At 67.7% G+C, this 23,884-nt stretch carries 22 protein-coding genes and 5 tRNA genes; 18 read left to right on the plus strand and 9 right to left on the minus strand.

All coding sequences use genetic code 11. The annotated features are described in order from the left end of the window. The first annotated feature begins 3 nt into the window (after positions 1-3). Positions 4-843, plus strand: coding sequence for a glutaminyl-peptide cyclotransferase (locus OXI49_08440; protein ID MDE2690531.1), 840 nt, complete (start codon positions 4-6; stop codon positions 841-843). A 66-nt stretch (positions 844-909) separates the two neighbouring features. Next, the gene (locus OXI49_08445) at positions 910-1,914 is read left to right on the plus strand and encodes a TIGR00266 family protein (GenBank protein MDE2690532.1); all 1,005 of its coding nucleotides are present in this window, start codon (positions 910-912) and stop codon (positions 1,912-1,914) included. 31 nt (positions 1,915-1,945) lie between these two features. Here the strand turns inward: OXI49_08445 and OXI49_08450 are convergent, their stop codons facing one another. Beyond that, on the minus strand, positions 1,946-2,206 hold the full coding sequence (locus tag OXI49_08450; GenBank protein ID MDE2690533.1) for a hypothetical protein: 261 nt from the start codon (positions 2,204-2,206) through the stop codon (positions 1,946-1,948). Between the two features lie 116 nt (positions 2,207-2,322). Between OXI49_08450 and OXI49_08455 the strand changes: the two genes are divergently transcribed. Beyond that, positions 2,323-2,398 (plus strand) — tRNA-Gly (locus OXI49_08455). Positions 2,399-2,465: 67 nt separating this feature from the next. Then, positions 2,466-2,933 carry a polymer-forming cytoskeletal protein gene (locus tag OXI49_08460; GenBank protein ID MDE2690534.1) on the plus strand — a complete coding sequence of 156 codons (468 nt, stop codon included), beginning with the start codon at positions 2,466-2,468 and terminating at the stop codon, positions 2,931-2,933. Here OXI49_08460 and OXI49_08465 read toward each other — a convergent pair. The 4 genes from OXI49_08465 to OXI49_08480 are packed head-to-tail and all read right to left on the minus strand — an operon-like array spanning position 2,897 to position 7,406. Continuing rightward, positions 2,897-3,892, minus strand: a complete 996-nt coding sequence (locus tag OXI49_08465) for an RluA family pseudouridine synthase (GenBank protein ID MDE2690535.1) — start codon at positions 3,890-3,892, stop codon at positions 2,897-2,899. The genes OXI49_08460 and OXI49_08465 overlap by 37 nt on opposite strands. Continuing rightward, positions 3,889-4,419: a signal peptidase II gene (gene lspA / locus OXI49_08470; GenBank protein ID MDE2690536.1), complete on the minus strand. Its 531-nt coding sequence runs from the start codon at positions 4,417-4,419 to the stop codon at positions 3,889-3,891. The genes OXI49_08465 and lspA overlap by 4 nt, the downstream gene beginning before the upstream one ends. Positions 4,420-4,451: 32 nt before the next feature. Further along, a complete protein-coding gene (locus OXI49_08475) occupies positions 4,452-5,132 on the minus strand; it encodes a thiamine phosphate synthase (protein MDE2690537.1) in 681 nt (226 codons plus the stop codon). 24 nt (positions 5,133-5,156) lie between these two features. After that, positions 5,157-7,406: a FecR domain-containing protein gene (locus OXI49_08480; GenBank protein MDE2690538.1), complete on the minus strand. Its 2,250-nt coding sequence runs from the start codon at positions 7,404-7,406 to the stop codon at positions 5,157-5,159. Between the two features lie 224 nt (positions 7,407-7,630). Between OXI49_08480 and def the strand changes: the two genes are divergently transcribed. The 9 genes from def to OXI49_08525 all read left to right on the plus strand — a co-directional run bounded on the left by def (position 7,631) and on the right by OXI49_08525 (position 13,278). Then, positions 7,631-8,158, plus strand: a complete 528-nt coding sequence (def, locus tag OXI49_08485) for a peptide deformylase (protein ID MDE2690539.1) — start codon at positions 7,631-7,633, stop codon at positions 8,156-8,158. A gap of 34 nt (positions 8,159-8,192) precedes the next feature. Then, entirely contained in the window at positions 8,193-8,696 is a 504-nt protein-coding gene (locus tag OXI49_08490) for a cohesin domain-containing protein (protein MDE2690540.1), read from the plus strand. 105 nt (positions 8,697-8,801) lie between these two features. Beyond that, the gene (cysS, locus tag OXI49_08495; protein MDE2690541.1) at positions 8,802-10,211 is read left to right on the plus strand and encodes a cysteine--tRNA ligase; all 1,410 of its coding nucleotides are present in this window, start codon (positions 8,802-8,804) and stop codon (positions 10,209-10,211) included. A 14-nt stretch (positions 10,212-10,225) separates the two neighbouring features. Next, positions 10,226-10,642 (plus strand): YraN family protein, encoded by a 417-nt coding sequence (locus OXI49_08500; protein ID MDE2690542.1) that lies wholly within the window; start codon positions 10,226-10,228, stop codon positions 10,640-10,642. 87 nt (positions 10,643-10,729) lie between these two features. Beyond that, a tRNA-Gly gene (locus tag OXI49_08505) sits at positions 10,730-10,804 on the plus strand. A gap of 41 nt (positions 10,805-10,845) precedes the next feature. Next, positions 10,846-10,920, plus strand: a tRNA-Cys gene (locus tag OXI49_08510). A 42-nt stretch (positions 10,921-10,962) separates the two neighbouring features. Further along, positions 10,963-11,050: transfer RNA gene (locus OXI49_08515), tRNA-Leu, on the plus strand. A gap of 57 nt (positions 11,051-11,107) precedes the next feature. Continuing rightward, entirely contained in the window at positions 11,108-11,353 is a 246-nt protein-coding gene (locus OXI49_08520) for a FeoA family protein (protein ID MDE2690543.1), read from the plus strand. Further along, a complete protein-coding gene (locus tag OXI49_08525) occupies positions 11,350-13,278 on the plus strand; it encodes a ferrous iron transporter B (GenBank protein MDE2690544.1) in 1,929 nt (642 codons plus the stop codon). Before OXI49_08520 ends, OXI49_08525 begins: the two co-directional genes overlap by 4 nt. Before the next feature lie 8 nt (positions 13,279-13,286). On the opposite strand, the gene OXI49_08530 is transcribed toward OXI49_08525, so the two are convergent. After that, positions 13,287-14,072, minus strand: a complete 786-nt coding sequence (locus OXI49_08530) for an enoyl-CoA hydratase/isomerase family protein (GenBank protein MDE2690545.1) — start codon at positions 14,070-14,072, stop codon at positions 13,287-13,289. Positions 14,073-14,216: 144 nt separating this feature from the next. Further along, positions 14,217-15,314, minus strand: a complete 1,098-nt coding sequence (locus OXI49_08535) for a hypothetical protein (GenBank protein ID MDE2690546.1) — start codon at positions 15,312-15,314, stop codon at positions 14,217-14,219. A 205-nt stretch (positions 15,315-15,519) separates the two neighbouring features. Between OXI49_08535 and dnaB the strand changes: the two genes are divergently transcribed. Then, positions 15,520-16,881 (plus strand): replicative DNA helicase, encoded by a 1,362-nt coding sequence (gene dnaB / locus OXI49_08540; GenBank protein MDE2690547.1) that lies wholly within the window; start codon positions 15,520-15,522, stop codon positions 16,879-16,881. 26 nt (positions 16,882-16,907) lie between these two features. After that, on the plus strand, positions 16,908-18,050 hold the full coding sequence (alr, locus tag OXI49_08545) for an alanine racemase (GenBank protein ID MDE2690548.1): 1,143 nt from the start codon (positions 16,908-16,910) through the stop codon (positions 18,048-18,050). Here alr and OXI49_08550 read toward each other — a convergent pair. Continuing rightward, positions 18,025-18,900 carry a phosphoribosylaminoimidazolesuccinocarboxamide synthase gene (locus OXI49_08550; protein MDE2690549.1) on the minus strand — a complete coding sequence of 292 codons (876 nt, stop codon included), beginning with the start codon at positions 18,898-18,900 and terminating at the stop codon, positions 18,025-18,027. The genes alr and OXI49_08550 overlap by 26 nt on opposite strands. Before the next feature lie 107 nt (positions 18,901-19,007). Between OXI49_08550 and OXI49_08555 the strand changes: the two genes are divergently transcribed. Together OXI49_08555 and OXI49_08560 are read left to right on the plus strand one after the other, a co-directional pair. Next, a complete protein-coding gene (locus tag OXI49_08555) occupies positions 19,008-20,624 on the plus strand; it encodes a SulP family inorganic anion transporter (GenBank protein MDE2690550.1) in 1,617 nt (538 codons plus the stop codon). Between the two features lie 208 nt (positions 20,625-20,832). Further along, positions 20,833-22,524 (plus strand): TolC family protein, encoded by a 1,692-nt coding sequence (locus tag OXI49_08560; protein MDE2690551.1) that lies wholly within the window; start codon positions 20,833-20,835, stop codon positions 22,522-22,524. Between the two features lie 354 nt (positions 22,525-22,878). On the opposite strand, the gene OXI49_08565 is transcribed toward OXI49_08560, so the two are convergent. After that, a tRNA-Leu gene (locus OXI49_08565) sits at positions 22,879-22,964 on the minus strand. A gap of 333 nt (positions 22,965-23,297) precedes the next feature. Here OXI49_08565 and OXI49_08570 point away from each other — a divergent pair. Then, positions 23,298-23,804, plus strand: a complete 507-nt coding sequence (locus tag OXI49_08570) for a CarD family transcriptional regulator (GenBank protein MDE2690552.1) — start codon at positions 23,298-23,300, stop codon at positions 23,802-23,804. Positions 23,805-23,884 lie beyond the last annotated feature (80 nt).

The raw sequence follows: 23,884 nt of genomic DNA on the forward strand, positions 1-23,884 counted from the left end.
CACATGCGCAAGACCCTCCCGGCCCTCAGCCTGTTGAGCTTGGCCCTGCTCCTCGCACCGGCGTGCACGCCGGCCGAGTCGAGCGATTCATCGACGAACGATGGGACTGGCCAGCGGCAGCCGGAACCGGAACGCTGGCTGGTCGAGATCCTGGACCGGCGTCCACACAACCCCGGGGCCTACACACAGGGCCTGCTGTGGCGCGATGGAGTGATCTACGAGAGCACCGGCTCCTATGGCGCCTCGAGCCTGCGCTCATGGCGCTGGGACGACGGTTCGGAACTGGCGCGGGTCGATCTCGACCGTGACCTGTTCGGCGAGGGCCTTGCCTTCGTCCCGGGCACGAAGGAGCGACTGATCCAGTTGACCTGGCGGCGAGGCGTGGCCCTGGTGTGGTCCCTGGACTTCACCGAACTGGGCAGGATGCGGTTCGACGGGGAAGGATGGGGGCTGGCCTACGATGGATCCGAGCTCATCATGAGCGACGGCACACCTGTCCTCACCTTCCGCGATCCCGAAACCCTTACGGTACGGCGGCGATTGCGGGTGACCAGGAGCGGAATGCCCGTTGACGACCTGAACGAACTCGAGCTGGTGGATGATCTGCTCTTCGCGAACCTGTTCGGCAGCGACGAGATCGTCGCCGTCGACACGGAGTCCGGAGCGGTGGTCGCCATGGTCGATGCTTCGGGCCTCCTGACCGAGGAGGAGGCGGAGGAGGCGGACGTCCTCAACGGCATCGCCTACCGGCCGGACACCGGGACCTTCCTGCTGACCGGGAAGTACTGGCCCTGGATCTTTGAAGTGCGGATCCTGGGCTACGATCCGCCGCCCGCCCAATGAACCTGAAACACGACGAAACCTGAGGCGCGACGAAACCCAGGGACCGAAACAGGAGTACTTCAGAGCATGAGCGATCAGATCTGGTACGTCGCCGTCGATGGCAAGCAGGAAGGACCGTACAAGGCGGAGGAGATCGAGGAGAGGATCCGTTCCGGCTCAGTCGCGCGCAGCGCTCATGTCTACCGGGACGGCATGGGCAACTGGGCGCCGGTGGTCAGCGAGCCGCGGTTCGCCGCCGCCTTCGGTACGCCGATTCCCAAGCCGCCGGGCGGCGTCGCCGACGAGATCGACTTCGTGATCGTCGGCGAGGAGATGCAGTTCGTCGAGATCACGCTTGATCCGGGCGAGGCCTGTATCGCGGAAGCAGGATCGTTCATGTACATGGACCCCGGCATCGAGATGAACACGATCTTCGGCGACGGTTCGGAGCGTGGCGGCGGCGGCTTCATGGACAAGCTCCTTTCCGCCGGCAAACGGGTTCTGACGGGGGAGTCCCTGTTCATGACGGTATTCGGCAACGGCGCCGGTGCCCGCCGGAACGTGGCGTTCGCCTCGCCCTATCCGGGGCGCATCATTCCCCTCGACCTTCCGGCCCATGGGAACACGATCCTCTGCCAGAAGGACGCCTTCCTCTGTGCCGCCAAGGGCGTATCGGTGGGCATCGCGTTTCAGCGGAAGCTCGGGGCCGGTCTGTTCGGCGGCGAAGGCTTCATCCTCCAGAAGCTGGAGGGAGACGGCCTCGCGTTCGTCCACGCCGGCGGCACGGTGGTCGAGCGCGATCTCGGCCCCGGCGAAACGCTCCGGCTGGACACGGGCTGCCTGGTCGCCTTCGAACGTCAGGTCGACTACGACATCCAGACCGTGCCCGGGATCAAGACCGCGCTGTTCGGCGGCGAGGGGTTGTTCTTCGCCTCCCTGACTGGACCCGGCAAGGTGTGGATCCAGTCGCTTCCGTTCAGCCGGCTGGCGAGCCGGGTCTACGCTGCGGCACCCCAGACCGGCGGGACTCGCAAGGGCGAGGGTTCCGTACTCGGCGGTCTGGGCGGCCTGGTGATGGGCGATCGTCGATAAGGCCCGACGCCCGCTCGGCCCGGCCCGCGGCTCAGGTGGCGACCGACTCGATCTTCAGCATGCGGGCCCACGCCGCGCGCAGGCTCTCAGGCAGGTCCAGGTCGTCGAACAACTCCCGCACATCATCCCGGGAAACGTAGTCCCAGATGTCTTCCCACTGCGCATAGCGCAGCATGCAGGAGATCGCGGTGCAGCGATCTTCGCGGCTCCCGCCATGGAGCATCACTTCGAGTTCCTCGACGGTCACGTCCCGCTCCGGGAAGAAGTAGAGGGGCTGGGAGCTGCGGACCATCAAGCGCGAGGACGAGGGGCGTAACGGTGCACATCATAGCGTCTTTTTCCGAGGTGGGGCCGGGGTGCTTGACCGTCCGCAGGGGCTGGGTTACCTTGAACCCGGTCTGAGCGCCTGCGGGCATAACTCAGTTGGCAGAGTGCCAGCTTCCCAAGCTGGATGTCGCGGGTTCGAGTCCCGTTGCCCGCTCCAGACGCCTCAGCCGGCGTGTAGCCTGGTCCGGAACGAGTCCAAGAGACAGGAAGGGTACAAAGAGCAGATGGCGTTCTTCAAGAAGGATCTCGAGGAAACAGCGGCGGAAGCCGCGCTGACGCCTCCCGGGGAGGTGAGGTCGCCTTCGGCCGCGCCCGCGCGCACCTACGTCGCGCCGGGTTCACACATCGACGGCAGCATCGCGGGCGATGCCGAGGTTCTGGTCGACGGCTCTCTGGCGGGGAACGTGGAGCTCAAGGGCCGTTTCGTGCTCGGACGGCGAGGGCGGATCGAGGCTGACGTGGTTGCCCAGTCCGTCCAGGTTTCGGGCCACGTGAAGGGCGATATCCGGGCATCGGAGAAGATCGAAGTGCTGTCGTCGGGCTCCGTTGAGGGCGATCTGACCGCTCCCCTCGTGTCCATCGCCGAGGGGGGTATCTGCAACGGCAGGATCGAGATGAGCGGCACGCTGGCGATCGGCGCGACGCCAGGTCGGAGTTACGCGCAGGCTGCCGGCGGCCCGGGCGACTCCTGACGAGCGATCGCCAACCCCTGATCCAGGCGACAGGCCTTGCACAGGGTCTGAAGGTCTTCGGGCACCTGAGCGGTGAAGGCGCGCGAGGGTACGCCGCCGAACCCCGGCAGCGTGAGCCGCAGAGCGTGGAGAGCCGGTCGCGGGAACTCGCGAACCGGCCGGCGCATGGATGGCTCGAGGCTTCTCCAGCGTGCCTCGCCGTAGGTCGGATCGCCGACAAGAGGGTGTCCGATCGCCTTGCAGTGAACCCGGATCTGGTGGGTTCTGCCGGTCAGGATTTCCAGTTCCAGCAGTGAAACGCCGGCTGTCTCGGCCAACAGCCGGTATCTGCTGACGGCTGGCCGTCCGCCCCTGGACTCACTCACTACCGCCATGCGGGTGCGCACCGCCGGGTCGCGGCCGATCGGTAGTGTGATCTCACCCTGCGGCGGTTCGGGCCGACCGTAGACCACGGCCAGATAGACCTTGTCGACCTCGCGTTCGGCAAAGGCGCGGCTCAGCCGCCGGTAGGCGCCATCGCTGCACGCGACGGCAAGGGCGCCGCTGGTGCCCGCGTCCAGGCGATGAACGATGCCGGGCCGTTCAGCGGACCCGACTCCGGCGATGCCGGGGCGGTGGTGGAGGAGCCTGTTCACCAAGGTGCCTCCCGGCACGCCGCTTCCGGGGTGCACGATCAGGCCGGCGGGCTTGTCCACGATGAGCAGGTCCTCGTCCTCATGAATCACCGAGACGGGACCGGCCTCAGCGAGCGGCCGCTCCGACGGGGGCGGAGGAAGGCGGTAGGCGATCTCCTCGCCGCCGCGGAGCACGTAGGACGGCTTGAGGGGCGAGCCTCCAGCCGTGACAAGACCGCGGCGGAAAAGACCCTGAACCCGGTTCCGGGGCTGATCGAGAACCCGCGCGAGGTAGACGTCGACCCGCTGGCCGGCCGCCGAGGCCGGCGCCTCGATCGAGGTCACTTCGACGTGCCGGCGCCGACCAGGTCGCTTCGGCCTGCCCTGGCCTTGGTGGTCCGGTTCCCCAACGACGGAACGAAGCTGTGGACCAGCATCAGGACGATGCCGACCGTCACACCGCTGTCGGCAACGTTGAAAGCGGGCCAGTGATGCGTGCCGACGTAGACGTCCAGGAAGTCGGTAACCGCTCGCAGCAGGATGCGGTCGACCAGATTGCCGACCGCGCCGCCGAGCACCAGGGAAAGGGAAAGGAGAAGCAGCGGCTCCCGTTCGGACGTGCGCCGGAAGTAGATCGAAACGATGGCGAGCGCGGCGAAACCGAGGGCGGTCAGCACGAGTGTGCCGCCGAGTTCACGCCCGGCCGGGAACAGTCCGAAAGCGATGCCGGTGTTCTGCACGTGCACCAGATCGAAGAAACCCGGCACGACTTCCACTCGCTCGTGCGGCTCCAGGGCGCCTTCGATCCAGAGCTTGGTCCACTGATCCAGCGCCAGAATCAGAGCGGAAACAACGAGAAACCTAGCTCGCATGGCTGCCCTGCGTGAGCCGTCGAGGCGCGGGATCAGTACAGCTGGGGATCACTGGCGTCACGGGGCCGCATCGTACCAGCCGCCCCGAGCCAGGCGGTCTCGAGATCCACCGCCGCCCGCTGGTCGACAAAGGCCCTGATCGCCGCCACGCCGTGCGCACCGGCGTGGGCGATCGCGGACGCGTTGCCGGCATCGACACCGCCGACGGCGAGCACCGGCAGGCCGACCTTCACAGCCCGCCGAAGCCGCTCCAGACCCTGGGCCGGGCCGAAGCGCCGCTTCTCCGGAGTATCGAAGACGGGGCCGAACAGGGCGTAGTGGGCTCCGGACTCCGACGCGGCCTCGAGTTCCGCCACGCTGTGCGTGGAGACGCCCAGCAGCAGACCCCGTTGGAGAACGCCCTCGCTCAACTCCCGCCACGGCGCGTCGGATGGGAGGTGAACGCCATCGGCATCGCAGGCCACGGCGGCCTCGAGGTCGCCGTTCACGATCAGGACCCCGTCGAAAGCCCTTCGGAGGCTGCGGCCGAGGCGGATCAGGTCGGCCTGATCCAGGTCCTTCTCGCGCAACTGGATGGCCGTACCCGCCGGGAGTGACCGGGCCCAGGTTCCTAGTCCCGCGACGCCGCCGCAGAGTTGCCTGGCACTGATCGCAAGCAGTTCCGGAATCCTGGGCCGCTCTCTCACGCGCTCGAGCAGGCAGAGCCCGGTCACGGGCTCGCCGGCATCAGTTCGTCGTCAGGGAACGAGCGGCGGCGTCCGTCCGCCGCCGCCCGAGGGCGGCGAAGACGAGGAGGGTGAGGAAGAGGGCGGAGAAGACGGCGGCGAGTAGCTTGACGGGCTTGAGGATGGAGGAGAGTAGCTCCTCGGCGGCGAGGAAGATCGTGGCGAAGAAGATCGCGGCGACGAACTCCTGGGCGTGGACCGCACTCGCGTAGGCCGCGACGAGGACCTGGGGGTAGAGGCCCTCGGCGTTGACCGCACCCGCGTTGGAGGCGCCACCTTGGGCGTCGAACTCCGCGGCGTCGACCGCACCCGCGGTGGAGGCGCCGCCTTGGGCGTCGAACTTCGCGGTGTGGACCGCACCCGCGTGGGAGGCGCCGTCCTGGGCGTCGAACTCCGCGGTGTGGACCGCACCCGCGTGGGAGGCGCGGCCCTGGGCGTCGAACTTCGCGGTGTGGACCGCACCCGCGTGGGAGGCGCGGCCCTGGGCGTCGAACTCCGCGGTGTGGACCTCACCCGCGTGGGAGGCGTTGCCTCGGGTGTGGCACTCCGCCGTGTCGACCGCACTCGGGTGGGGCTCGAACTGCCGTCCCGGCTCCGGATGGCGTCCAGTACGCGGCGACCGGCTGTTGGCCGTCGGCTCGGAGCAGGGACGGCGCCAGGGCTCGCGGGCGCTGCTTTCCTGACAGATACGCCCTGCTTCCCGGGTTCGTCGTCCCGGGTCGAGAGAACCGGGGCGGACCGCCGGATCCCGGTTTCCGCATCGCCGTTCCGGACCACGCCGGCGCGGGCTGCCCGGCTTGCCGGAGCTGCCCGAACCCCACCCGCTGTGACGCGGGCCAACCCGGAACTGCTCCCGGAAGGCGGTTCGCGACGCACCGACACGACGGCGGGGTCGCCGTCGCTGCGTCTGATCTCGCCACGGAAGGAGGGGTCGAGGTCGGGAACGCGCGCCACGAAGTTGTCGGCGTTCGGGATCTCGCTTTCGTCCAGGCCGCCGCGCCGGTTGATCAGGACCCGCTGGGTGGCCGCCGGATCGCGCCAGTTCCGGCGGTCGATGCCGCGGGTGTCTGTCGTGATGATGCCGCGCTCGAGTTGGGGATGGTGGCGCCGCAGAGAACGGCCGTAAGTGTAGCCGCGGCCGTAGCCAAAGTAGCCGGTCGGGCAGAAGATCCATGTATTGAACGGATCCCAGTAGCCGCCCGCCCAACCGTAGAGCCCGAAACGGAGGCCATAGCCCAGCCCCCCGTAGTAGTGCTGGTAGTAGCCGCGCGGAATCCAGCCGACGTAGGACGGCCCCCAGTACCAGTAAACATGGCTGGGGGCGTACCGCAGACCTGGGAACCAGATCCATCCCCAGGCCGGATGCATGTTCCAGCTGCCGTAGTGATAGGTGAGCGGACCCCAGGGATCCCGAGCCACCCAGTAGAGCCCGGCGGGAGTATCCGTCCACCGGCCCCGGCTGTAGGGCTGCCAGTTCTGCTCGACCCGCGGCTTCCAGGCCCGCCTATCGTCGACCTCGACCCACTCGCCATGCGCGCCCAGCGTGTCGCGGTAGCCGCCGACATCGACCGCGGCATAGGCCACGAGACTGGCCCGATGGCCTTCCGTCCAGTCAGCCAGCGCGGCCGCCGCCACGCCTGCACCGTTCTGGAGCTCGATCCAGGGGTTGTCGAGACCGTTGGCCACGAGCGTCTCGCCGCTACGAACGATGACCGACCCCCGCTGCGTCACGACCTCCGTGAATCCGGCAAGAACCGTCACCTCGGTCCAGCGGCTTCCGTCGCTGTGAACCTGGTAGCGACCGTCCTGCTTGACGTAGACCCTGGCGTTGGCGGTGTCCACCACCGGCAACGCCGGTTCAAGAAGGTGATCTGCGACGTCCAGACTCAGCCGGCCCCGGTGGAGAACGTAGAGCGAGTCCTGGTCCTCGCCGTCCGGCGATCCGGCAATGCGCTCGAGGGTGATCTCCGAGTCGTGGTCCAGGGCCAGGATCGAACGGTCCGACATGAGGACGGCGAGTCGCGCGCTCGGCGTCGTCCAGATCCGGTCGCCTCGCAGAATCGGCAAGTGGAGTTCAAGTTCGCTCTGAGCGCCGGAACGGGCCGCGAACAGGGTCGCGTCTCCCTCCAGCGCGCCGACAAAACTGTAGACGCCGGCGAGTCCCTCCGCCTGTTCCTGGCCAGGAGTGTTTGCTGCCCAGGCAGCGGATGCGGCAAGGATCATCGGAAGCGCGAGGACGCTGATCGGAAGCGGGTGTCTCATCTCTCGGTCCCCCTGAGGAATCGGAGCGAAGGAAAGTTACCACTCCTCGCTTCGAGCAATCTGCGTGCCAGGGGGTGGGGTGAGCCCGCAGGCGACATCGCACTTTCCACAAGGAGCAGAGCGCTTCGAGTGGGACACGCCTGTCACCTCCAGGGGACGACCGGGGCGTGGTTGGCACCTTCTCCCGTATGATCCCGCCAGCCCCCGCTTCGGCCAGGTAGCGCATGACCGTCCTTCCCATTCGTCAATACCCGGATCCGGTGCTGCGGGCACGGTGCGCGCCTGTGGTCGACTTCGGTCCGGATCTGAGACGGCTGGTCGAGGACATGATCCAGACGATGCACGATGCCCCCGGAGTCGGCCTCGCGGCGCCGCAGGTCGGCGTGGAGTTGCGCGTCGCGGTGGTGGATGCCACGGCGGGCGCGGATCCGGCAGCGGTCCGGGTGCTCGTGAACCCGGAGATCCTCGATACCTTAGGCGTCGAGGCGGAAACCGAGGGCTGTCTGTCGATTCCCGACTTCACGGAGCAGGTCACACGGCCCGCTTCCGTCCGGGTCGCCGCCCGAGATCTGGAGGGGAGGGCGTACGAGATCGACGCGGACGAGCTCGAAGCGAGGGCGATCCAACACGAGCTGGACCACCTTGACGGCATCCTGTTCGTCGACCGTCTCCGCGGATTGCGCCGACAGCGCGCCCGGAGCTTCCTCCGCCGTCTGCGGTCGCCCGAACCGGCCGTCGCCGGCGGCAACTGAGACCTCCGCGTCCGCCGGATCGGTGCGCGTTCCGATGGCAGCGACGATCCTCGCCACGGTGTTCCTGCTCGCCTGCGAGAGTGGGGGAAGAAGTCCGACCGCTCCGGTGAGCCCGGTCACGACCGGCGGGGTCAGCTTCTTGCCTGTGTCGCCCAACGGCGCCGCGATCGCTCTCCGTGGCGGCGCGAGCGGGTCGGCGCTCGAGATCGAGGTCTACGCCGTCGGCGTCGACGATCTCTACGGCCTGAGCTTCGAACTTCAGTTTCCGGCGGATCTGCTGCGCTACGAGAGTCCCGGACGTGGCGTCTTCCCGAACGTGGAGGTGACGGAGGCGACAGCGGGCCGGCTCCTCGTCGGCGCCACCCACCTGGGACCGGTAGCCGGCCTGTCGGGCGGAGGCGCCGTCGTCGTCGCCCGCTTCGCCGCCATCGCCAACGGCACCGGCCGCTTCGACTTCAACGGCGAGGAGGCTCTTGACAGTTTCGGCGACCCGCTGGCCCTGAACTGGCACGGAGGAACGGTCGCGATCGACCTCTGAGAGCGACCCCGGGCTGGTCATTTCGACGGCTGGACCCGGGTCGATGCCCATTGCTACTGTCGCTCCCTCACGCCCGGTTGCCTCCGGTAGCCGACGGAGCCAAAAGTGAAACTCTTCAACTCCCTCGGACGGCGCCTGCAGGAGCTCGAGCCGCTCGAGCCCGGTCACATCCGCCTCTACACCTGCGGTCCCACGGTCTACGACCGTGTGCACATCGGCAACCTGCGCACGTTCATGTTCGAGGACGTCCTTCGCCGCACGCTTCAGTTCCACGGCTACCGGGTCACGCAGGCGATGAACCTCACCGACGTCGAGGACAAGATCATCGCCGCCGCGCTCAAGGCGAAAGTCGACATCGGTACCTTCACTGCGCCCCATGTCGGGTCGTTCTTCGAGGACCTGGCCACTCTTCGCATTGAACGGGTGGAGCACTACCCCCGGGCGACCGAGCACGTCGCCGAAATGGTCGCCATGATCGAGCGTCTGCAGGCGACCGGCTACGCCTATCGCGCCGACGACTCGGTCTTCTTCCGGATCGCCGCCGACGAGGACTACGGAAAGCTGTCGGGAATCGACCTCGATCAGGTTCGGCGCGGCCAGCGCGTGCAGAGCGACGAGTACGACAAGGAAGATGCGCGCGATTTCGTCCTCTGGAAGGGGGCGAAGAAGGGCGAACCCAAGTGGCCGTCACCCTGGGGACCGGGACGGCCGGGATGGCACATCGAATGCTCGGCGATGAGTCAGAAGTACCTGGGCAAGACCTTCGACATCCACTGCGGCGGCGTGGACAACCTCTTTCCCCACCACGAGAACGAGATCGCCCAGAGCGAGTCGGCCAACTGCTGTCCGCAGGCGCGCTACTGGCTTCACTCGGAGCACCTGACGGTGGACGGCGAGAAGATGTCCAAGTCCCTCGGCAACTGCTACACCCTGGGCGACCTTCTCGACCGCGGCCTTTCCGCCCGCTCGATCCGCTATCTGCTGGTGTCGGTGCACTACCGCCAGCAACTGGACTTCACGTTCGACAAGCTGGCTGAGGCCGACCGCGCACTGAAGCGCGTCGACGACATGCGCTTCAGACTCGCCCACGGGGTGGAGAAGGAGAGCGATCCGGCACCGCTGGAACGGGCCGCCGGCGACTTTGAGACCGCCTTCGCGACGGCTCTGGCCGACGACCTGAACACAGCCGCCGCGCTGGGCGCGGTCTTCACGTTCGTGCACGAAGTGAACGGGCTCATCGACCACGGCCTGCCGCCCGGTGGCAGGATCCGGGTCGAGGCCTGCCTCGACCGGGCCGATGAGGTACTGGCCGTACTCGACGCCGCGGCCTGGGCGGAGTCCACGGCAACCGGAGGCGAGCTGAGCGACGCCGAGATCGAGGCCCTGGTCGCGGCCAGGAGCGAGGCGCGGGCGAGCCGCGACTTCGCCGCGGCAGACCGGATTCGCGACCAGCTGAGCGAGGCCGGAGTGGTCGTGGAGGACGCACGGGACGGCAGCCGCTGGAAGCGAACCTGAGCGGACCGGGCGCCGTGTGTCCTGCCAGGGGATCGCCGCCGCGCCTGAGCGGCGCGGAGGCTGAGCGGGCCGCGGCCGACTTGCTCGAGGCACGAGGCCACCGGATTCTGGAACGGAACTTTCGCTCGCCGGTCGGCGAACTCGACCTGATCGCGATGGACGGCGACACGCTCTGTTTCGTGGAGGTCAAGGCCCGCTTCGACCCGCGATTCGGCGGCGCCGCCGCTGCCGTGGACCGCCGCAAGCGCGGGCGTCTGGTTCGAGCCGCGGAGGCTTTCCTGTGCCAACCGGAGCGGTCAGCTCTCCGGCGGGGCCCCTGCCGCTTCGACGTCGTGACGGCGACCTGGTCGGACGCCGAAGGCGACTGGACCTTCACGCACTATCCCGACGCATTCACGGTAGACGACGCCGGGCGCCGAAGCTGGCTGTGACCCGCGCGGCGAGTTGACACTGTCCAGAGGGGAACCGTATTCTCGCGCATCAGGGCCTGTCGGTCGCACGGCCGGGTTCGCTCGGGCGCGGGAATAGCTCAGTGGTAGAGCACAACCTTGCCAAGGTTGGGGTCGCGGGTTCGAATCCCGTTTCCCGCTCCATGCGATCCGCTCGGTCTGAGACCGGTAGCGAGGTCCCCCGAGGCGACGTGGCCAAGTGGTAAGGCGAGGGTCTGCAAAACCCTTATTCGCCGGTTCGAATCCGGCCGTCGCCTCCAGACTTTCGACTCGCAGCGCGAGTTCAACTCGCACCGGAAGGGGCCGGAGTGGCGGAACGGCAGACGCAGGGGACTTAAAATCCTCCGCCCATCAGTGGGCGTGCGGGTTCGAATCCCGCCTCCGGCACCACCGTTCCCCGGCCACGGCGGCAAGCTCGGCCGGCAACTGGTACGCTCCCGGTCCGAAATGGACCGAACCTTGGCCGACGTGGCCGACTCCAGCGACGGGCGGTTGCTTGAGATCGCTGAGGTAACCGGCACCGACGCCGACAGCAGACGCCTCCGGGAGATCGGCTTCTGCGCCGGAGCGCCGGTTCGGTTCATTCGCCGGGCGCCGCTCGGCGATCCCGCGATGTACGAGCTCCGCGGTGCGCTCATGAGCCTCCGCCGCAGCGAGGCGCGGCGGATCCGGGTCCATCGGGCCGGCGCATGACGACGCTGGTCCGGTTGCGACCGACCGCGCCCCCGAAGCGGCCGGGACGTATCGCGATCCTGGGGGCGCCGAACTCGGGGAAGACGACCCTGTTCAACGCCCTCACCGGGCACCGGGCCAAGGCGGGGAACTACCCGGGTGTCACGGTCGATCGTCGCGAGGGCGATCTCCAGCGAAGGTTCGGAGCCGACGACGTTCGGCTGATCGATCTGCCGGGCGTCTACAGCCTCGAGCCGCAATCGGATGACGAAACGGTCGCTGTCCGGGTGCTCGAGGGTGGTTTCGGCGAGCCGGTTCCGGACGGCGTCGTGGTGGTCGTCGACGCAACGACGATCGAACGGGGGCTGCCGCTGCTGGCCGAAGCAGCCGGCCTCGGCCTGCCGGTCTGTGTCGCCCTGACGATGATCGACGAATTGAAGGCGCGACACGGCCAGATCGACACGGAGGAACTCCAGCAGGAACTCGGCGTGCCGGTGGTTGGAGTGGTCGGCAACCGCGGCCTCGGTATCGACGATCTGGGGGCATTGGTCAGCGCGCCCTGGGACTGGACCCAGAGCCCCGGCCTGTCGCAAGGCGCGGAGGCGAAGACTCCCGAGGACCGATTCGCCTGGGCCCGCACGGTCCTGGGCGCCTGCCGCCGGGACGCGCCGGAACCGAATCGCTGGACCCGGCGCCTGGACCGCTTCCTGCTTCACCCGGCCATCGGTTCCGCGGTTTTTCTGGCCTTCGTGGCGTTCTTCTTCCAGGCGATCTTCACCTGGGCCACTCCCGCCATGGACTTCCTGTCCGGACTGATGGACGGGCTTGCCGACCAGGTCCTGGCGACGCTGCCGGACACGGCGCTCACCCGCCTGCTCGCCGACGGCGTGATCCGCGGCGTCGGCGCGGTGATCGTCTTCCTGCCGCAGATCGTGCTCCTCTTCGCGGTCATCCTGTTCCTGGAGGCTTGCGGCTACATGGCCCGGGCCGCTTTCGTCGTCGACCGCGTGATGGGTTGGGTCGGCCTGGAGGGCCGCTGCTTCATCGCCCTCCTGTCCTCCTATGCCTGTGCCGTGCCCGGCATCATGGCAACGCGAACGATCCCGTCGCCGCGCGATCGGCTGACGACGATCCTGGTTGCTCCGTTCGCGACCTGCTCGGCCCGGCTGCCCGTCTACATCCTGCTGATCGCGGCGTTCATCCCCGCCGACCCGGTGTTGGGCCCCTTCACCTGGCAGGGCCTCGCGCTGACGGGCCTCTACTTCCTGGGCACGGCGGCGGCATTGCTTTCGGCGGCCGTGTTCAAGCGCGGCCTGCTGCGCGGCGCCACGTTGCCGTTCTACCTCGAGCTGCCGCCGTACCGGTTGCCCCGGCCCAGCGACATCGCTCTCGGCGTCTGGGACCGGGCGAAGCTCTTCCTGCGCCGAGCCGGCACGATCATCCTCGCTGCCAGCGTCGTCCTCTGGTTCCTGCTCAACCTGCCGCGGCGTTCGGCGGACCCTCAACTGTCCGTGGCCGAGAACCAGCGGGCGGTCCTGGAGGGTAGCTACGCGGCTTCCGCCGGGCGGCTGCTGGAACCCGTGTTCGCGCCCATGGACTTCGACTGGCGGATCAACGTCGGCCTGGTCGCCTCGCAGGCGGCCCGCGAGGTGATGGTCGCCACCCTGGCGCAGATCTACGCCCACGAGGGCGAGGACGGAGAGGGTCTCGGCGTTCTGCTGGCCGGCAGCGGGGAAGGCAGCGCGCCGCCGCTTCTGTCGCGGGCTTCGGCGCTTGCTCTGCTGGTCTACTTCGCCCTCGCGATGCAGTGCATGTCGACGCTGGCCGTGATCCGACGGGAGACCGGGGGTTGGCGATGGCCGGTCTTCACGTTCACGTACATGAACGGCTTGGCCTGGCTGAGCGCCTGGCTGACGTTCGTCCTCGCCTCGGCAGCCGGTGCCTGACTACTCGGTCAGGCGCCGACGAATCGCGGCGGGCGCCGTTCGGTCATGGCTCGCACCCCTTCCGCGAAGTCCGCGGTCTGCCGCAGCCGGTTCTGCTCCGCCTTTTCGTGGTCCGTGGCGGCGCGGATTTCCGCCGCCAGCCGTCCGCGCATCATCTCCCGGATCGAGCGCACCGCGAGCGGCGCCGAGACAGCGATCTCCCCGGCAAGCTCCCTCGCACGCGCACGTATCTGGCCCAAAGGCACGAGATCGTCGCAGAGACCGATCCGCAGCGCTTCCTCGCCCTTGACCCGGCGGCCGGTGTAGAACAGCTCCATCGCCCGCTGGCGGCCGACGAGGCGCGGCAGCGTCACGGTCAGCCCGAAACCCTGTACGAAGCCCAGCCGAGCAAAGTTGGCCGAGAAGCGCGCCTCGGGGCAGGCGACCCGGAAGTCGGGCATCAATGCCAGTCCCAGGCCGCCGCCGACGGCCGCACCCTGGACGGCCGCAACGATCGGGGTCTTCGTGTCGAACAGGCGAACGGCCTCGTCGTAGAGATGGCGCTCGCCACCGTCGCCGGTCGCGTCCCGCCGCGCGTTCAGATTCGCGCCCGCGCAGAAGTGCTTGCCCTCCGAGCAGAGCACGGCCGCGCGGCAGTCGTCCCGTTCGTCCAGTTCCCCGATCACCGTCGCCAGTTCGCCGATCAGGTCGAGATCGAAGAAGTTGTTGGGTGGCCGGTGGATCTCGATCTCGGCGACCAGGTCGTCACCGATCGTCACCGTCACTTCGCCGTTGCCCTGACCGCCATCGCTCATCTCGCGCCTCGCTTCCTCTCCTCGTTGCCGTGGGGGCGAGTCTAGGAGCTTGCGCCGTGAAACGCTACGCGTGAGTGCGCGGCGCAGGCTCCTGGGCCAGGATGGGATGGGCCGAAACCCCGAGTTGCGAGGGGTTCTGGGGCGCTATCCCCCCGGAACCGGCGCGGCGGTGCCCTGGCCCCGGTAGTCTCCGAACAGCATTTCGACTCCGAAACGCAGGATCGGTACGGAGTCCCTGGGCTGACCCGGTTCCTCGCGACGCCAGGCCAGGCCGGGACCGACCTCGAGGAAGAACCACTCCCGGAGGATCTGCTGCCGAAAGATGAACCGCACGAAGTAGTTCTCGACGACAACCGGTGCGCCGGTCTCGCCATTGGCGCCGATCTGGTGCGCGAGAGCGCGGCGGCGGCCCAACCGGTGGTAGTAGCTCAACTCGGTGAACCAGTCGGCCCCTCTCGTGATGTCAGAGACCTTGCCGGCGCCGCGCCATCGCAGCATGGAACCGGCCGGAAAGGCGTGCTCGTAGTCGATCCGGGTTGCCAGCCCCCAGCCGTCGTCCCGCTCCCAGAACAGGGTGTACCGGAATCGGACCAGATCCGCCTCCGAGAGAAAGGAACGGTGCTTGTAGCGAGCCCGGATCCAGGGCTCGACGGGGAAGTTGAAGTTCATGCCAAGGTCGAAGTCGAGGTCGCTGTTGCGGCTCGAGATCGGCCGGTAGCCGAGTCCCACCAGCCACTCGTCGTCTTCGGGGTCGAACATTCGCGGCAGGGAGGTCGCCCCGCGGCGCTGGGCGTCCTCCAGGACGTCCTCCCGGTCGTCGCGACCGATGAAGGCGTTGAGACGGCGTTCCATGTTCGGGAAGTGGAGACGGGCGCGAAAGCTCAGGTCGTCCTCGAACCCGTAGTCCTCGTCCCAGACCACTCCAACGAAGGCGCGCCCGTAGGTCGCTTCCAGCTTCTCGTCCAGACGGTAGTCGCCAAACAGGTGGTCGAACCACAGGGCTGTCTCACAGGCGGTACGGTGGAGGCCGAGGTTCAGCCAGTCGATCCACGATCGTCCCTCCAGGTACTCGGAAGCGCAGGGATCGGCCTCCTCCGCGGTGGTCTCTGCGGCGGCGGCTTTTGAACCGGCCGGCGGATCGCCCTCCGGCTCCTGGCCGGCCGCGGCGGCGCTGATCAACACACCCAGACAGGCCAGCGCCGGCCAAGCGAGCGACGCGAACGGAGAGGCACGTTGGTCCATGGGCTCGTCGCTTCATCTTGGCACGGGGCACGAAATCCGCAGGCTCGCCAGCGGGGCTTCTGGAGCTTGTGGCGGCGCTAGCGCCCCGAAACCCCTCACAAGCTCAGTGTTTCGGCCCATCCCGTCCTCGCCTAGGGGCTTGCGCCGCAAGCTCACCCGTAGCGTTCTACGGCGCAAGCCCCTAGGCTAGGAGCCTGGAGGAAACGTGCGCGCGCCGGTCGAAACCACCCACAGTCTGCCGCACAGCGAGGAGTCAGAGCGTGCGGTGCTGGCCGCGATCCTGCTCGACGCGGAGCGGCACCTGGCCGCTACGTCCAGCCGACTGAAGCCCGAGGACTACTACTTCGAGCGCCACCGACTGCTGTACGAAGCGATGCTGGCGCTTCAGGAAGCGGAGAGTCCCATCGACCTGCGCACGCTCCAGGCCCGACTGGAGCAACGCGGCGAGTTCGAATCGGCCGGCGGCGTGGCCTATCTGGCCACGCTCGAAGTCGACCTTCCCGACCTGGGCCGGGTGGACACCTACGTCGAGATCATCAAGGAGAGAGCTCTACGGCGGCGTCTGATCGACGCCTGCACGAAGATCTACAGGACGGCGCTGGACGGCGGCCTGGAAGCCCAGCAGGCCCTGGCCGAGGCGGAACGGGAGGTCATGGACCTGAGCGAGGAGGCCGTATCGAGGACCTTCGTGCCGCTCGACCAGATCTACCGGGAGACGATCGAGCACCTCGAACAGAGCGCGGCGAACGACTTCCCGGGCCTGCGCACCGGATTCGTCGACCTCGACCGGATGACCCACGGCCTGCAGCCCGGAAACCTGGTCATTGTTGCCGGGCGGCCGGGAATGGGCAAGACGAGTCTGGCGCTGAACATCGCCGCTCACGTCGCCCATCAAGAGGGTCGGGCCGCGGGTTTCTTCTCGCTGGAGATGAACGAGCGGGAGATCGCCATGCGGGTCTTGTGTTCGACAACCGACATCCCGTTTCATCGGCTACGCGGCGGCCAGTTGTCCCCGCGGGACTGGAGCCGCCTCCACCAGGCGGTCTCCAACAGTCGTAACTCGCCGCTGTTCATCGACGACTCGGCGAACCCGTCCTTGCTCGAGGTCGCATCCAAGGCGCGCCGTCTGAAGGTACAGAGCGGTCTCTCTCTGCTGGTCGTCGACTATCTCCAATTGATGAACGCGGGCGGCCGGTACGAGAACCGCAACCTGGAGATTGGCGCCATCACGCGAGGCCTGAAGCAGTTGGCCAAGGAACTGGAGGTGCCGGTCGTTGCCCTGTCGCAGCTCTCGCGGCTACCGGAGCGAAGAGGCAAGGACCATCGGCCGCAACTCGCCGATCTCCGGGAATCGGGGAACATCGAGCAGGACGCCGACATCGTCATGTTCGTCTATCGCGAAGAGGTCTACGAGCCCGAGGATCCTGACGTCGAAGGGCTGGCCGACCTGATCATCGCAAAGCACCGGAACGGTGAGACGGGTTCCGTGCGCCTCGTCTTTCTCGGCGACACGACGACGTTCCGTAACTACGACGGCCATCACGCGCCGCCGGAGGGGCCGAACTGAATAGCAGCCCAGGCGCGCGGGTCGAGATCGATCTCGGCGCCCTGGCGGTCAACCTTCGCGCGGTGCGGCGGTCGGTCGGTCGGGCGGCGGTCTACGGAGTCGTCAAGGCGGACGCCTACGGCCACGGCGCGCCGGACGTGGCTCTGGAACTCGAGCGGCTCGGCATCGACGGCCTGGCGGTGGCGGTCGCCGCAGAAGTCGAGGAGCTCCGCGACGCCGGGTATGGCGGGCGCATCCTGCTGCTCGGCGGCCCGGAGTCGTCCGAGGACCTGGCCCGCGTCGTTCGCCGGGGTGCGACGCCGGTGCTCACGCGCCTCGGGCAACTCGCAGCATGGAGTGTCTGGTTGGGCCGTCGCGGGGCTGGCGCAGGAGAGGCGCTGGAGGTCGTCGTCGAAGTGGACACCGGCATGAGCCGTGCCGGCCTGAAACTGAGCGACTGGCCGGCCGCGCTCGACGACCTGCGTACGGCGCCGGAGTTCCGGCTTGCGGGCTTGATGTCTCACCTGGCTGAGTCCGAGCTGGCCGAAAGTTCCTTTACCGGAGAACAGGAGCGGCGCTTCGCCGACGCCTTCGAGCTTCTCGACTCGGGTGAGCGCCGTTCGGTTCCTGTACACCTCGCGAACTCGTCCGCGGCGCTTGGACGCGCCTCCGCCCGCTGGACCGCGGTGCGGGTGGGCGGAGCCCTCTACGGGCTCGACCTGGCGACCCTGGTCGATGGCTCGGAAACGCCCGGCTTGCGGCCGGTCATGAGCGTCAAGGCCCCGATCGTCGACGTGCGGCCAGTACCGGCCGGCGCCGGCGTAGGCTACGGGCGCACCTGGCAGGCGCCCGATTCGGCCAGGATCGCCCTGATCCGGATCGGCTATGGAGACGGTTTCAGCTCGGGCTTCGGCAGCGGCGAGGTTCTGGTCAGGGGTGATCGTTGCCCGATCGTCGGTCAGATCAGCATGGATTCGCTGACCGTCGACGTCACCCGGGTTCCAGGCGCCGCGATCGGCGACGAGTGCGTCCTGCTCGGAGGACAGGGGCAGCAGCGGATCGGGGTTGGCGAACTGGCTGGCCGCGCCGGCATCGCGGCCTACGAGGTGTGGTGCGGTCTGAGCCGCCGTCTGCCACGCCGCGTGATCGACCGCCGCGACCGCGCTAGAGAACCGGATCGCGGCCGGTGACCCGGCGGAACGCGTCGAGATAGCGCTCCCTGGTCTCGTTGACGACCTCGGGGGTCAGTTCCGGCGGCGGAGAGGCCTTGTCCCAGCCGGTCCCTGCGACCCAGTCGCGGACCGGTTGCTTGTCGAAGGAGACGGGCTCGGTACCGGGGCGCCACTGCGCCGCGTCCCAGTAGCGCGACGAATCCGGAGTCAGCACTTCGTCGATCAGGATCAGACGCCCATCGACCATGCCGAACTCGAACTTCGTGTCGGCGAGGATGAGGCCGCGGCCGGCCGCGAGTTCCCGGCCCCGGTTGTAGAGCTCGAGCGTCACCCGCCGGAGGGTCGCCGCCATGTCGGCGCCGACGCCTTCAACCAGGGTGTCGTAGTCGATGTTCTCGTCGTGGCCCTCCTCGGCCTTCGTCGCCGGCGTGAAGATCGCGTCGTCCAGTTGCTCGGCCCGGGTCATTCCGGCCGGCAGATCGTGGCCGCAGGCGCGCCCAGTCTCCTGATACTCCCGGAACGCGCTGCCGGCGAGGTAGCCCCTGGCCACGCACTCGTAAGGCACGACCTCCGCTTTTCTCACGAGCACCGACCGGCCGTTGAGGTAGTCGGCGTGCGCCTGCACGTCGGCGGGGAAGCGGCGAACGTCGGTCTCGACCAGGTGATTGGGGATGACGTCGCCGAGCCGGTCGAACCAGAAGTTCGTCAACTGGTTCAGCACCTTGCCCTTGTCCGGAATCTCCGGAGAGAGGACGAAGTCGTAGGCGGACACGCGGTCGCTCGCCACCAGCAGCAGCCGGTCGCCGAGATCGTAGATGTCCCGCACCTTGCCGCGGCGGGGCTCCGGAAGACCTTCGAGGACGTTCATGGCGACGGGAATGTAGCATGGGGCTCACTGGTAGAAGGAGTCCCCGGAACGATGCGCACGGGAGGGCGAAGAAGAGCGACCGCAACGTCGGTCGGAGCGCCTCCAGGGTGAAGTACGACGTCGCGACCTTCCGTGGCGACCTGTTCGGAGCGCTGACGGCCACCGTCGTCGCTCTGCCCGTTGCTCTGGCGCTCGGTGTCGCCTCCGGCATGGGAGCGGTGGCTGGCCTGCACGGCGCCATCGCCGTCGGGTTCTTCGCCGCCGTGTTTGGCGGCACGCGGTCCCAGATCTCGGGCCCCACGGCGCCGATGACCGTCGCGATGACGGTCATCCTCACGACCCATGCATCCAACCTCACCGAGGCGTTGACCGTCGTCGTCCTCGGCGGCCTGCTCCAGATGCTCCTGGGCCTGGCGCGGATCGGCCGCTTCGTCGTGTACACGCCTTACGTCGTCGTTTCCGGTTTCATGTCCGGAATCGGTGTCATCGTCATCCTGATCCAGGTCCTGCCATTCCTCGGCGCGCCGCCCGCGGCGGGTGGTGCACTGGGCGCCGTTCGCGCCATTCCGGAGGCCGCGGCCGGGGCGAATCTGAGCGCCTTCGCCATCGGCGCCGTCACCCTGGCGGCCGGCTTTCTGTGGCCCCGGCGGCTTTCGCGGTACCTCCCGGGACCCCTGCTCGCCCTCGTTCTCGGCTCCGTCGTGGGCATCCTCTGGTTGAGCGGTGCTCCGGCACTCGGTCAGGTGCCTGCGGGTCTGCCGACGCTGAAGATCGGTCTGCCGAGCGCGGGCTTCCTGCTGCAGGCCTTCCAGCCGGCCCTCATTCTCGCGCTGCTGGGGTCGGTCGACAGCCTGCTGACATCCCTGGTGGCGGATTCGCTGACGGGCACGCGCCACAAGCCTGACCGCGAGCTGATCGGCCAGGGCATCGGCAACATGGTCTCCGGGCTGTTCGGCGGCCTGCCGGGCGCCGGCGCCACGATGGGCACGGTCGTGAACATCCGGGCCGGCGGCTCGACACCCGTGTCCGGCGCCCTGCGGGCCATCTTCCTCCTGCTCCTCGCTCTGGGCCTCGGGCCGCTCGTCGAACCGATTCCTCACGCCGTTCTGGCGGCGATCATGATGAAGGTGGGCTGGGACATCATCGACTGGCCGCTGGTCGCACGCATCCACCGGATTCGTCGGGAGCATCTCTTCGTCATGCTGTTGACGTTGGGTCTGACGGTCTTCGTGGACCTGGTAACCGCGGTTGCCGTGGGTCTCATCGCGGCGGGGATGGCGCATGCCCGGCGCCTGGAGGGGCTCGAACTCGACAGTGTTGTCTCGGTGCCCCTCCTCGACCGGACGTTCTTCAGCGACGGCGAGGAACGGGCGAACGTCGACCCCTACTCGGCGCGCGTCGGCCTGGTGGCGCTCAAGGGGACCCTGACGGTCGCCTCCTCGAACAAGCTGGCGACCGTGATCGGCGGCGACATCAAGGACCACGAAGTCGTCATCTTCGACTTCTCGGAGGCGGTCTACCTCGACGACAGCGCGGCCATGGTGATTCAGCGCCTCCTCAAGGTGGCCTCGGCCGAGGAGACGGGCGTCGTCATCTGCGGCCTCAAGGGATCCGTCGCGAGGACCCTGCGTACGCTCGACATTCTCCGCGATCTTCCACCGGGTCGGCAGGCCGGCACGCTTGGGGAAGCGCGCCCTATCGCGCTGGGGCTGATCGAAGGCTGACAGGCGCCGAACAGCCCTTCGGCGGGGGCTCCGCGGGCCTCGCCGCGGCATCGCTTAGGCTTGCCCGCCGGCGCGCCAGGCCGGCGCTCCGTGACGATCCGGCGTAGGGTTGCTGAAACAACCTCGCGCCTCTCGCGTCAAAGAGGAAAGACACGACGCGCCGTGACCATCGCGGTCAGGGCGCCGTCGAAGGAAGGACCACAGCCCGATGAACCTGTTCCCAAAGCAGAGCGTCCGCGGATCCGCGGCGCCGATCATCGCACTCTGCACCGTCCTCGTCCCGGCAGCGGTCTGGAGCCCCCCGGCAGCGGGGCAGGTACAGGTCGGTTCAACCTGGATTACCGAGCCGATCGCACCCGATCTGGACATCGCCGATGGACAGCTCCGGCTGGAACTGGACCAGGCGATCGCGATCGCCCTGCAGAACAACCTCGGACTGCTGGTCCAGCGCTACCAGCGCTCCCAGTCGCTGTTCCAGGTGAACCAGCAGTACGGCATCTACGACACGGTGCTCGGGATCAACACCAGCGTCAACAGCGACAGCCGGCCCTCGGCCTCACAGCTCGACGGCGCCCTGGTCACCGAGAATGAGACGATGACGGCGAACGTCGAACTCCAGCAGCCGGTTTCGTCGGGCGGCACGTTCTCGATCAACTGGCAGAACAGCCGGTTCGAGTCCAACTCGCGGTTCTCGGACATCAACCCGAGCCTGCGGTCCAGCCTGCAGTTCGCCTTCGATCAGCCGCTGCTGCGGAACCGGGGAAAGCGGATCACCGAACGGAACCTGGCCGTCGCCCGGCTGAACAGCGACATCAGCATGGGAGATCTCGCGGTCCAGGTCATCGACACCGTGCAGACCGTGGCCAACGGCTACTGGGCGCTGGTAGAGGGTCTGGAACAGCTCAAGGTAGCGGAGGAGAGTCTGGCGCTGGCCCGCGAGCTGCACGAGATGAACCGCATCCAGATCGAGGTGGGGACGTTGGCGCCGCTCGAACTCGTTCAGAGCGAGGCCGGGATCGCGACCCGCGAGGAGGAGATCATCCGGGTCCAGGCCCAGGTTCAGGACGCGGCGGATGAGTTGCGGCGGCTGCTGAATCTGGACGAGCGGTCCTTCTGGGACCTGGAGATCGTGCCGATGACGTCGCCCGAGATTTCACGGGTCGCGATCGACCTGGAGGCGTCGCTGACTTCGGCGCTCAACAAGCGGGTCGAGATCGATCGTCAGGAACTCCGGATCGATACGCTCGAGATCGACTCCACGTTTCTCCGCAACCAGCGCAAGCCCGACCTGAACCTGAGCGTGAGCTACGGTCGGAACGCACTGGGCGGCGACCGGACCGTCTGCGAGCGGCCTGGTCCGCCCAGCATCGCGGATCTCTTCGAGCCCTGCCCGGAGGAGTTCATCCGGGTCGATTCGCTTGACTTCCTGTCGACGCTCGGTCAGTTCTACGAGGGGATTCTGGGCCAGGTCTTCGAGGGCTGGAACGTGGGTCTCAACCTGTCGAAGCCGCTCCAGAACCGCTCGGCGAAGGCGCAGAGCCGGATTGCCGACCTGGCGCTCGACCAGGGACGGCTGGAGCTGCAGGACCTGATGCTGACGATCCGGACGGAGGTGCGGACAGCGGCGCGGGGCGTGGAGACAGCGGGCAAGCAGATCGACTCGGCCCGGGTGTCGCGGGAACTGGCGGAGAAGAACCTGGACGCCGCCCAGAAGCGCTACGAGAACGGGCTCTGGACCAGCTTCCAGGTCCTCGAGATCCAGGAGGACCTGACGGCGGCCCGCAGCCGCGAAGTCGAGGCCATCACGGGCTACCGCCGCGCTCTACTGGCCTACTTCCGGGCGATCGGCGTCCTGCTGGAGCAGGAAGGCATCGAACTCGTCGACGACGCCGACAGCTAGGAGCAGGGTGCCAGCAAGGTGGAGGCTGGGGCCAAACATGGAGCCCGCGACAGGTTTGGCGGCTCTAGCGAAGGACAGTGGTGGTGCCGGAGGTGGGAGTCGAACTCACACGCCCCAGGGGGCGCAGGAGTTACTGGAGTCCCCGACAGGGGACGCGCTACGCGGAAAGCAATGGTGCCGGAGGTGGGAGTCGAACCCACACGCCCCAAGGGGCGCAGGAGTTACTGGAGTCCCCGACAGGGGACGCGCTACGCGGAAAGCAATGGTGCCGGAGGTGGGAGTCGAACCCACACGCCCCAAGGGGCGCAGGAGTTACTGGAGTCCCCGACAGGGGACGCGCTACGCGGAAAGCAATGGTGCCGGAGGTGGGAGTCGAACCCACACGCCCCAAGGGGCGGGGGATTTTGAGTCCCCTGCGTCTGCCATTCCGCCACTCCGGCACGAAGCTGCGCGAGCAGAGGGCTCGCGCGGAGCAAGGTCAGGACAGTAGCAGGACCGGTAGCCCCTGTTCCAGCCTGAAGCCGTCAAACCCAGCGGTGTCAGTGACTTAGAGCCAGCCGTGTGGCGGTGGCGCAAACGGGGCGGGAACAACTTGACGCCAGAGCCCTCTACGGCTACAATCAGCGACCGTTAACTGCGTGATTTTCTGTAACTTAGGCACACAGCGCCAGACAAGCAACTCGCGGCCGATCCCGGAACTGAAGACGGCGTTCCGGCGATCCTGCCGAAGTGTGCACCTGCCACCAGTTTGAAGGGAGATCAGAGTGTTCCGAGTGGGTGAGAAGGTCGTGTACCCCAACCACGGGGTCAGTGTAGTAGAGCGAATCGCGGTGAGCGCACCGGATGGCGGTGAGAAGCAGACCTACTACCACCTCCGCCTGCTGGCGAACGACTCCAAGGTGATGGTTCCCGAAGAGAACCTGGACCGCGTCGGCCTGCGACGCCTGGCCAAGGAACGGGAGATCAAGGACCTCCTCGCTCTGATTGAGGACGGCAACATCGACGTCTACAAGGACTGGAAGGGGCGCTACAAGCAGAACCTGGACAAGATGCGGACCGGTGAGTTGACCGATGCTGCCGAGGTCCTCAAGAATCTCCGTCTGGTGAGTCAGAAGAAGAGCCTCTCGTTCCGTGAAAAGAAGATGTACGAGAAAGCCAGGTACTTCATCGTGAGTGAGGTGCTTCACGTCCGTGAAATCAGCGAAGAGAGCGCCGAGGAGCTGGTCGAGAAGGCGCTTACCACCAGCCTGGACAAGATCTCCAAGGCCAAGGCGAGTTGAGCCCGAGCGGCCGCCGCGGTCCCGACTCCTGACACGCGACCAGGGCAGGTTCGATCAGAAGCCGGGCGTTCAACCCGAAG

This window comes from Acidobacteriota bacterium, assembly GCA_028875725.1.
Classification (GTDB): domain Bacteria; phylum Acidobacteriota; class Thermoanaerobaculia; order Multivoradales; family Multivoraceae; genus Multivorans.

What these genes read in the sequence shown, in the direction of transcription:
- OXI49_08535 (MDE2690546.1), bottom strand. Translation starts at nt 15,314, where the DNA reads ATGGACCAACGTGCCTCTCCGTTCGCGTCGCTCGCTTGGCCGGCGCTG.
- OXI49_08440 (MDE2690531.1), top strand. Translation starts at nt 4, where the DNA reads ATGCGCAAGACCCTCCCGGCCCTCAGCCTGTTGAGCTTGGCCCTGCTC.
- def (MDE2690539.1), top strand. Translation starts at nt 7,631, where the DNA reads ATGACCGTCCTTCCCATTCGTCAATACCCGGATCCGGTGCTGCGGGCA.
- OXI49_08530 (MDE2690545.1), bottom strand. Translation starts at nt 14,072, where the DNA reads ATGAGCGATGGCGGTCAGGGCAACGGCGAAGTGACGGTGACGATCGGT.
- OXI49_08445 (MDE2690532.1), top strand. Translation starts at nt 910, where the DNA reads ATGAGCGATCAGATCTGGTACGTCGCCGTCGATGGCAAGCAGGAAGGA.
- OXI49_08490 (MDE2690540.1), top strand. Translation starts at nt 8,193, where the DNA reads ATGGCAGCGACGATCCTCGCCACGGTGTTCCTGCTCGCCTGCGAGAGT.
- OXI49_08560 (MDE2690551.1), top strand. Translation starts at nt 20,833, where the DNA reads ATGAACCTGTTCCCAAAGCAGAGCGTCCGCGGATCCGCGGCGCCGATC.
- OXI49_08520 (MDE2690543.1), top strand. Translation starts at nt 11,108, where the DNA reads ATGGACCGAACCTTGGCCGACGTGGCCGACTCCAGCGACGGGCGGTTG.
- OXI49_08550 (MDE2690549.1), bottom strand. Translation starts at nt 18,900, where the DNA reads ATGAACGTCCTCGAAGGTCTTCCGGAGCCCCGCCGCGGCAAGGTGCGG.
- OXI49_08460 (MDE2690534.1), top strand. Translation starts at nt 2,466, where the DNA reads ATGGCGTTCTTCAAGAAGGATCTCGAGGAAACAGCGGCGGAAGCCGCG.
- OXI49_08450 (MDE2690533.1), bottom strand. Translation starts at nt 2,206, where the DNA reads ATGGTCCGCAGCTCCCAGCCCCTCTACTTCTTCCCGGAGCGGGACGTG.
- OXI49_08525 (MDE2690544.1), top strand. Translation starts at nt 11,350, where the DNA reads ATGACGACGCTGGTCCGGTTGCGACCGACCGCGCCCCCGAAGCGGCCG.
- lspA (MDE2690536.1), bottom strand. Translation starts at nt 4,419, where the DNA reads ATGCGAGCTAGGTTTCTCGTTGTTTCCGCTCTGATTCTGGCGCTGGAT.
- OXI49_08480 (MDE2690538.1), bottom strand. Translation starts at nt 7,406, where the DNA reads ATGAGACACCCGCTTCCGATCAGCGTCCTCGCGCTTCCGATGATCCTT.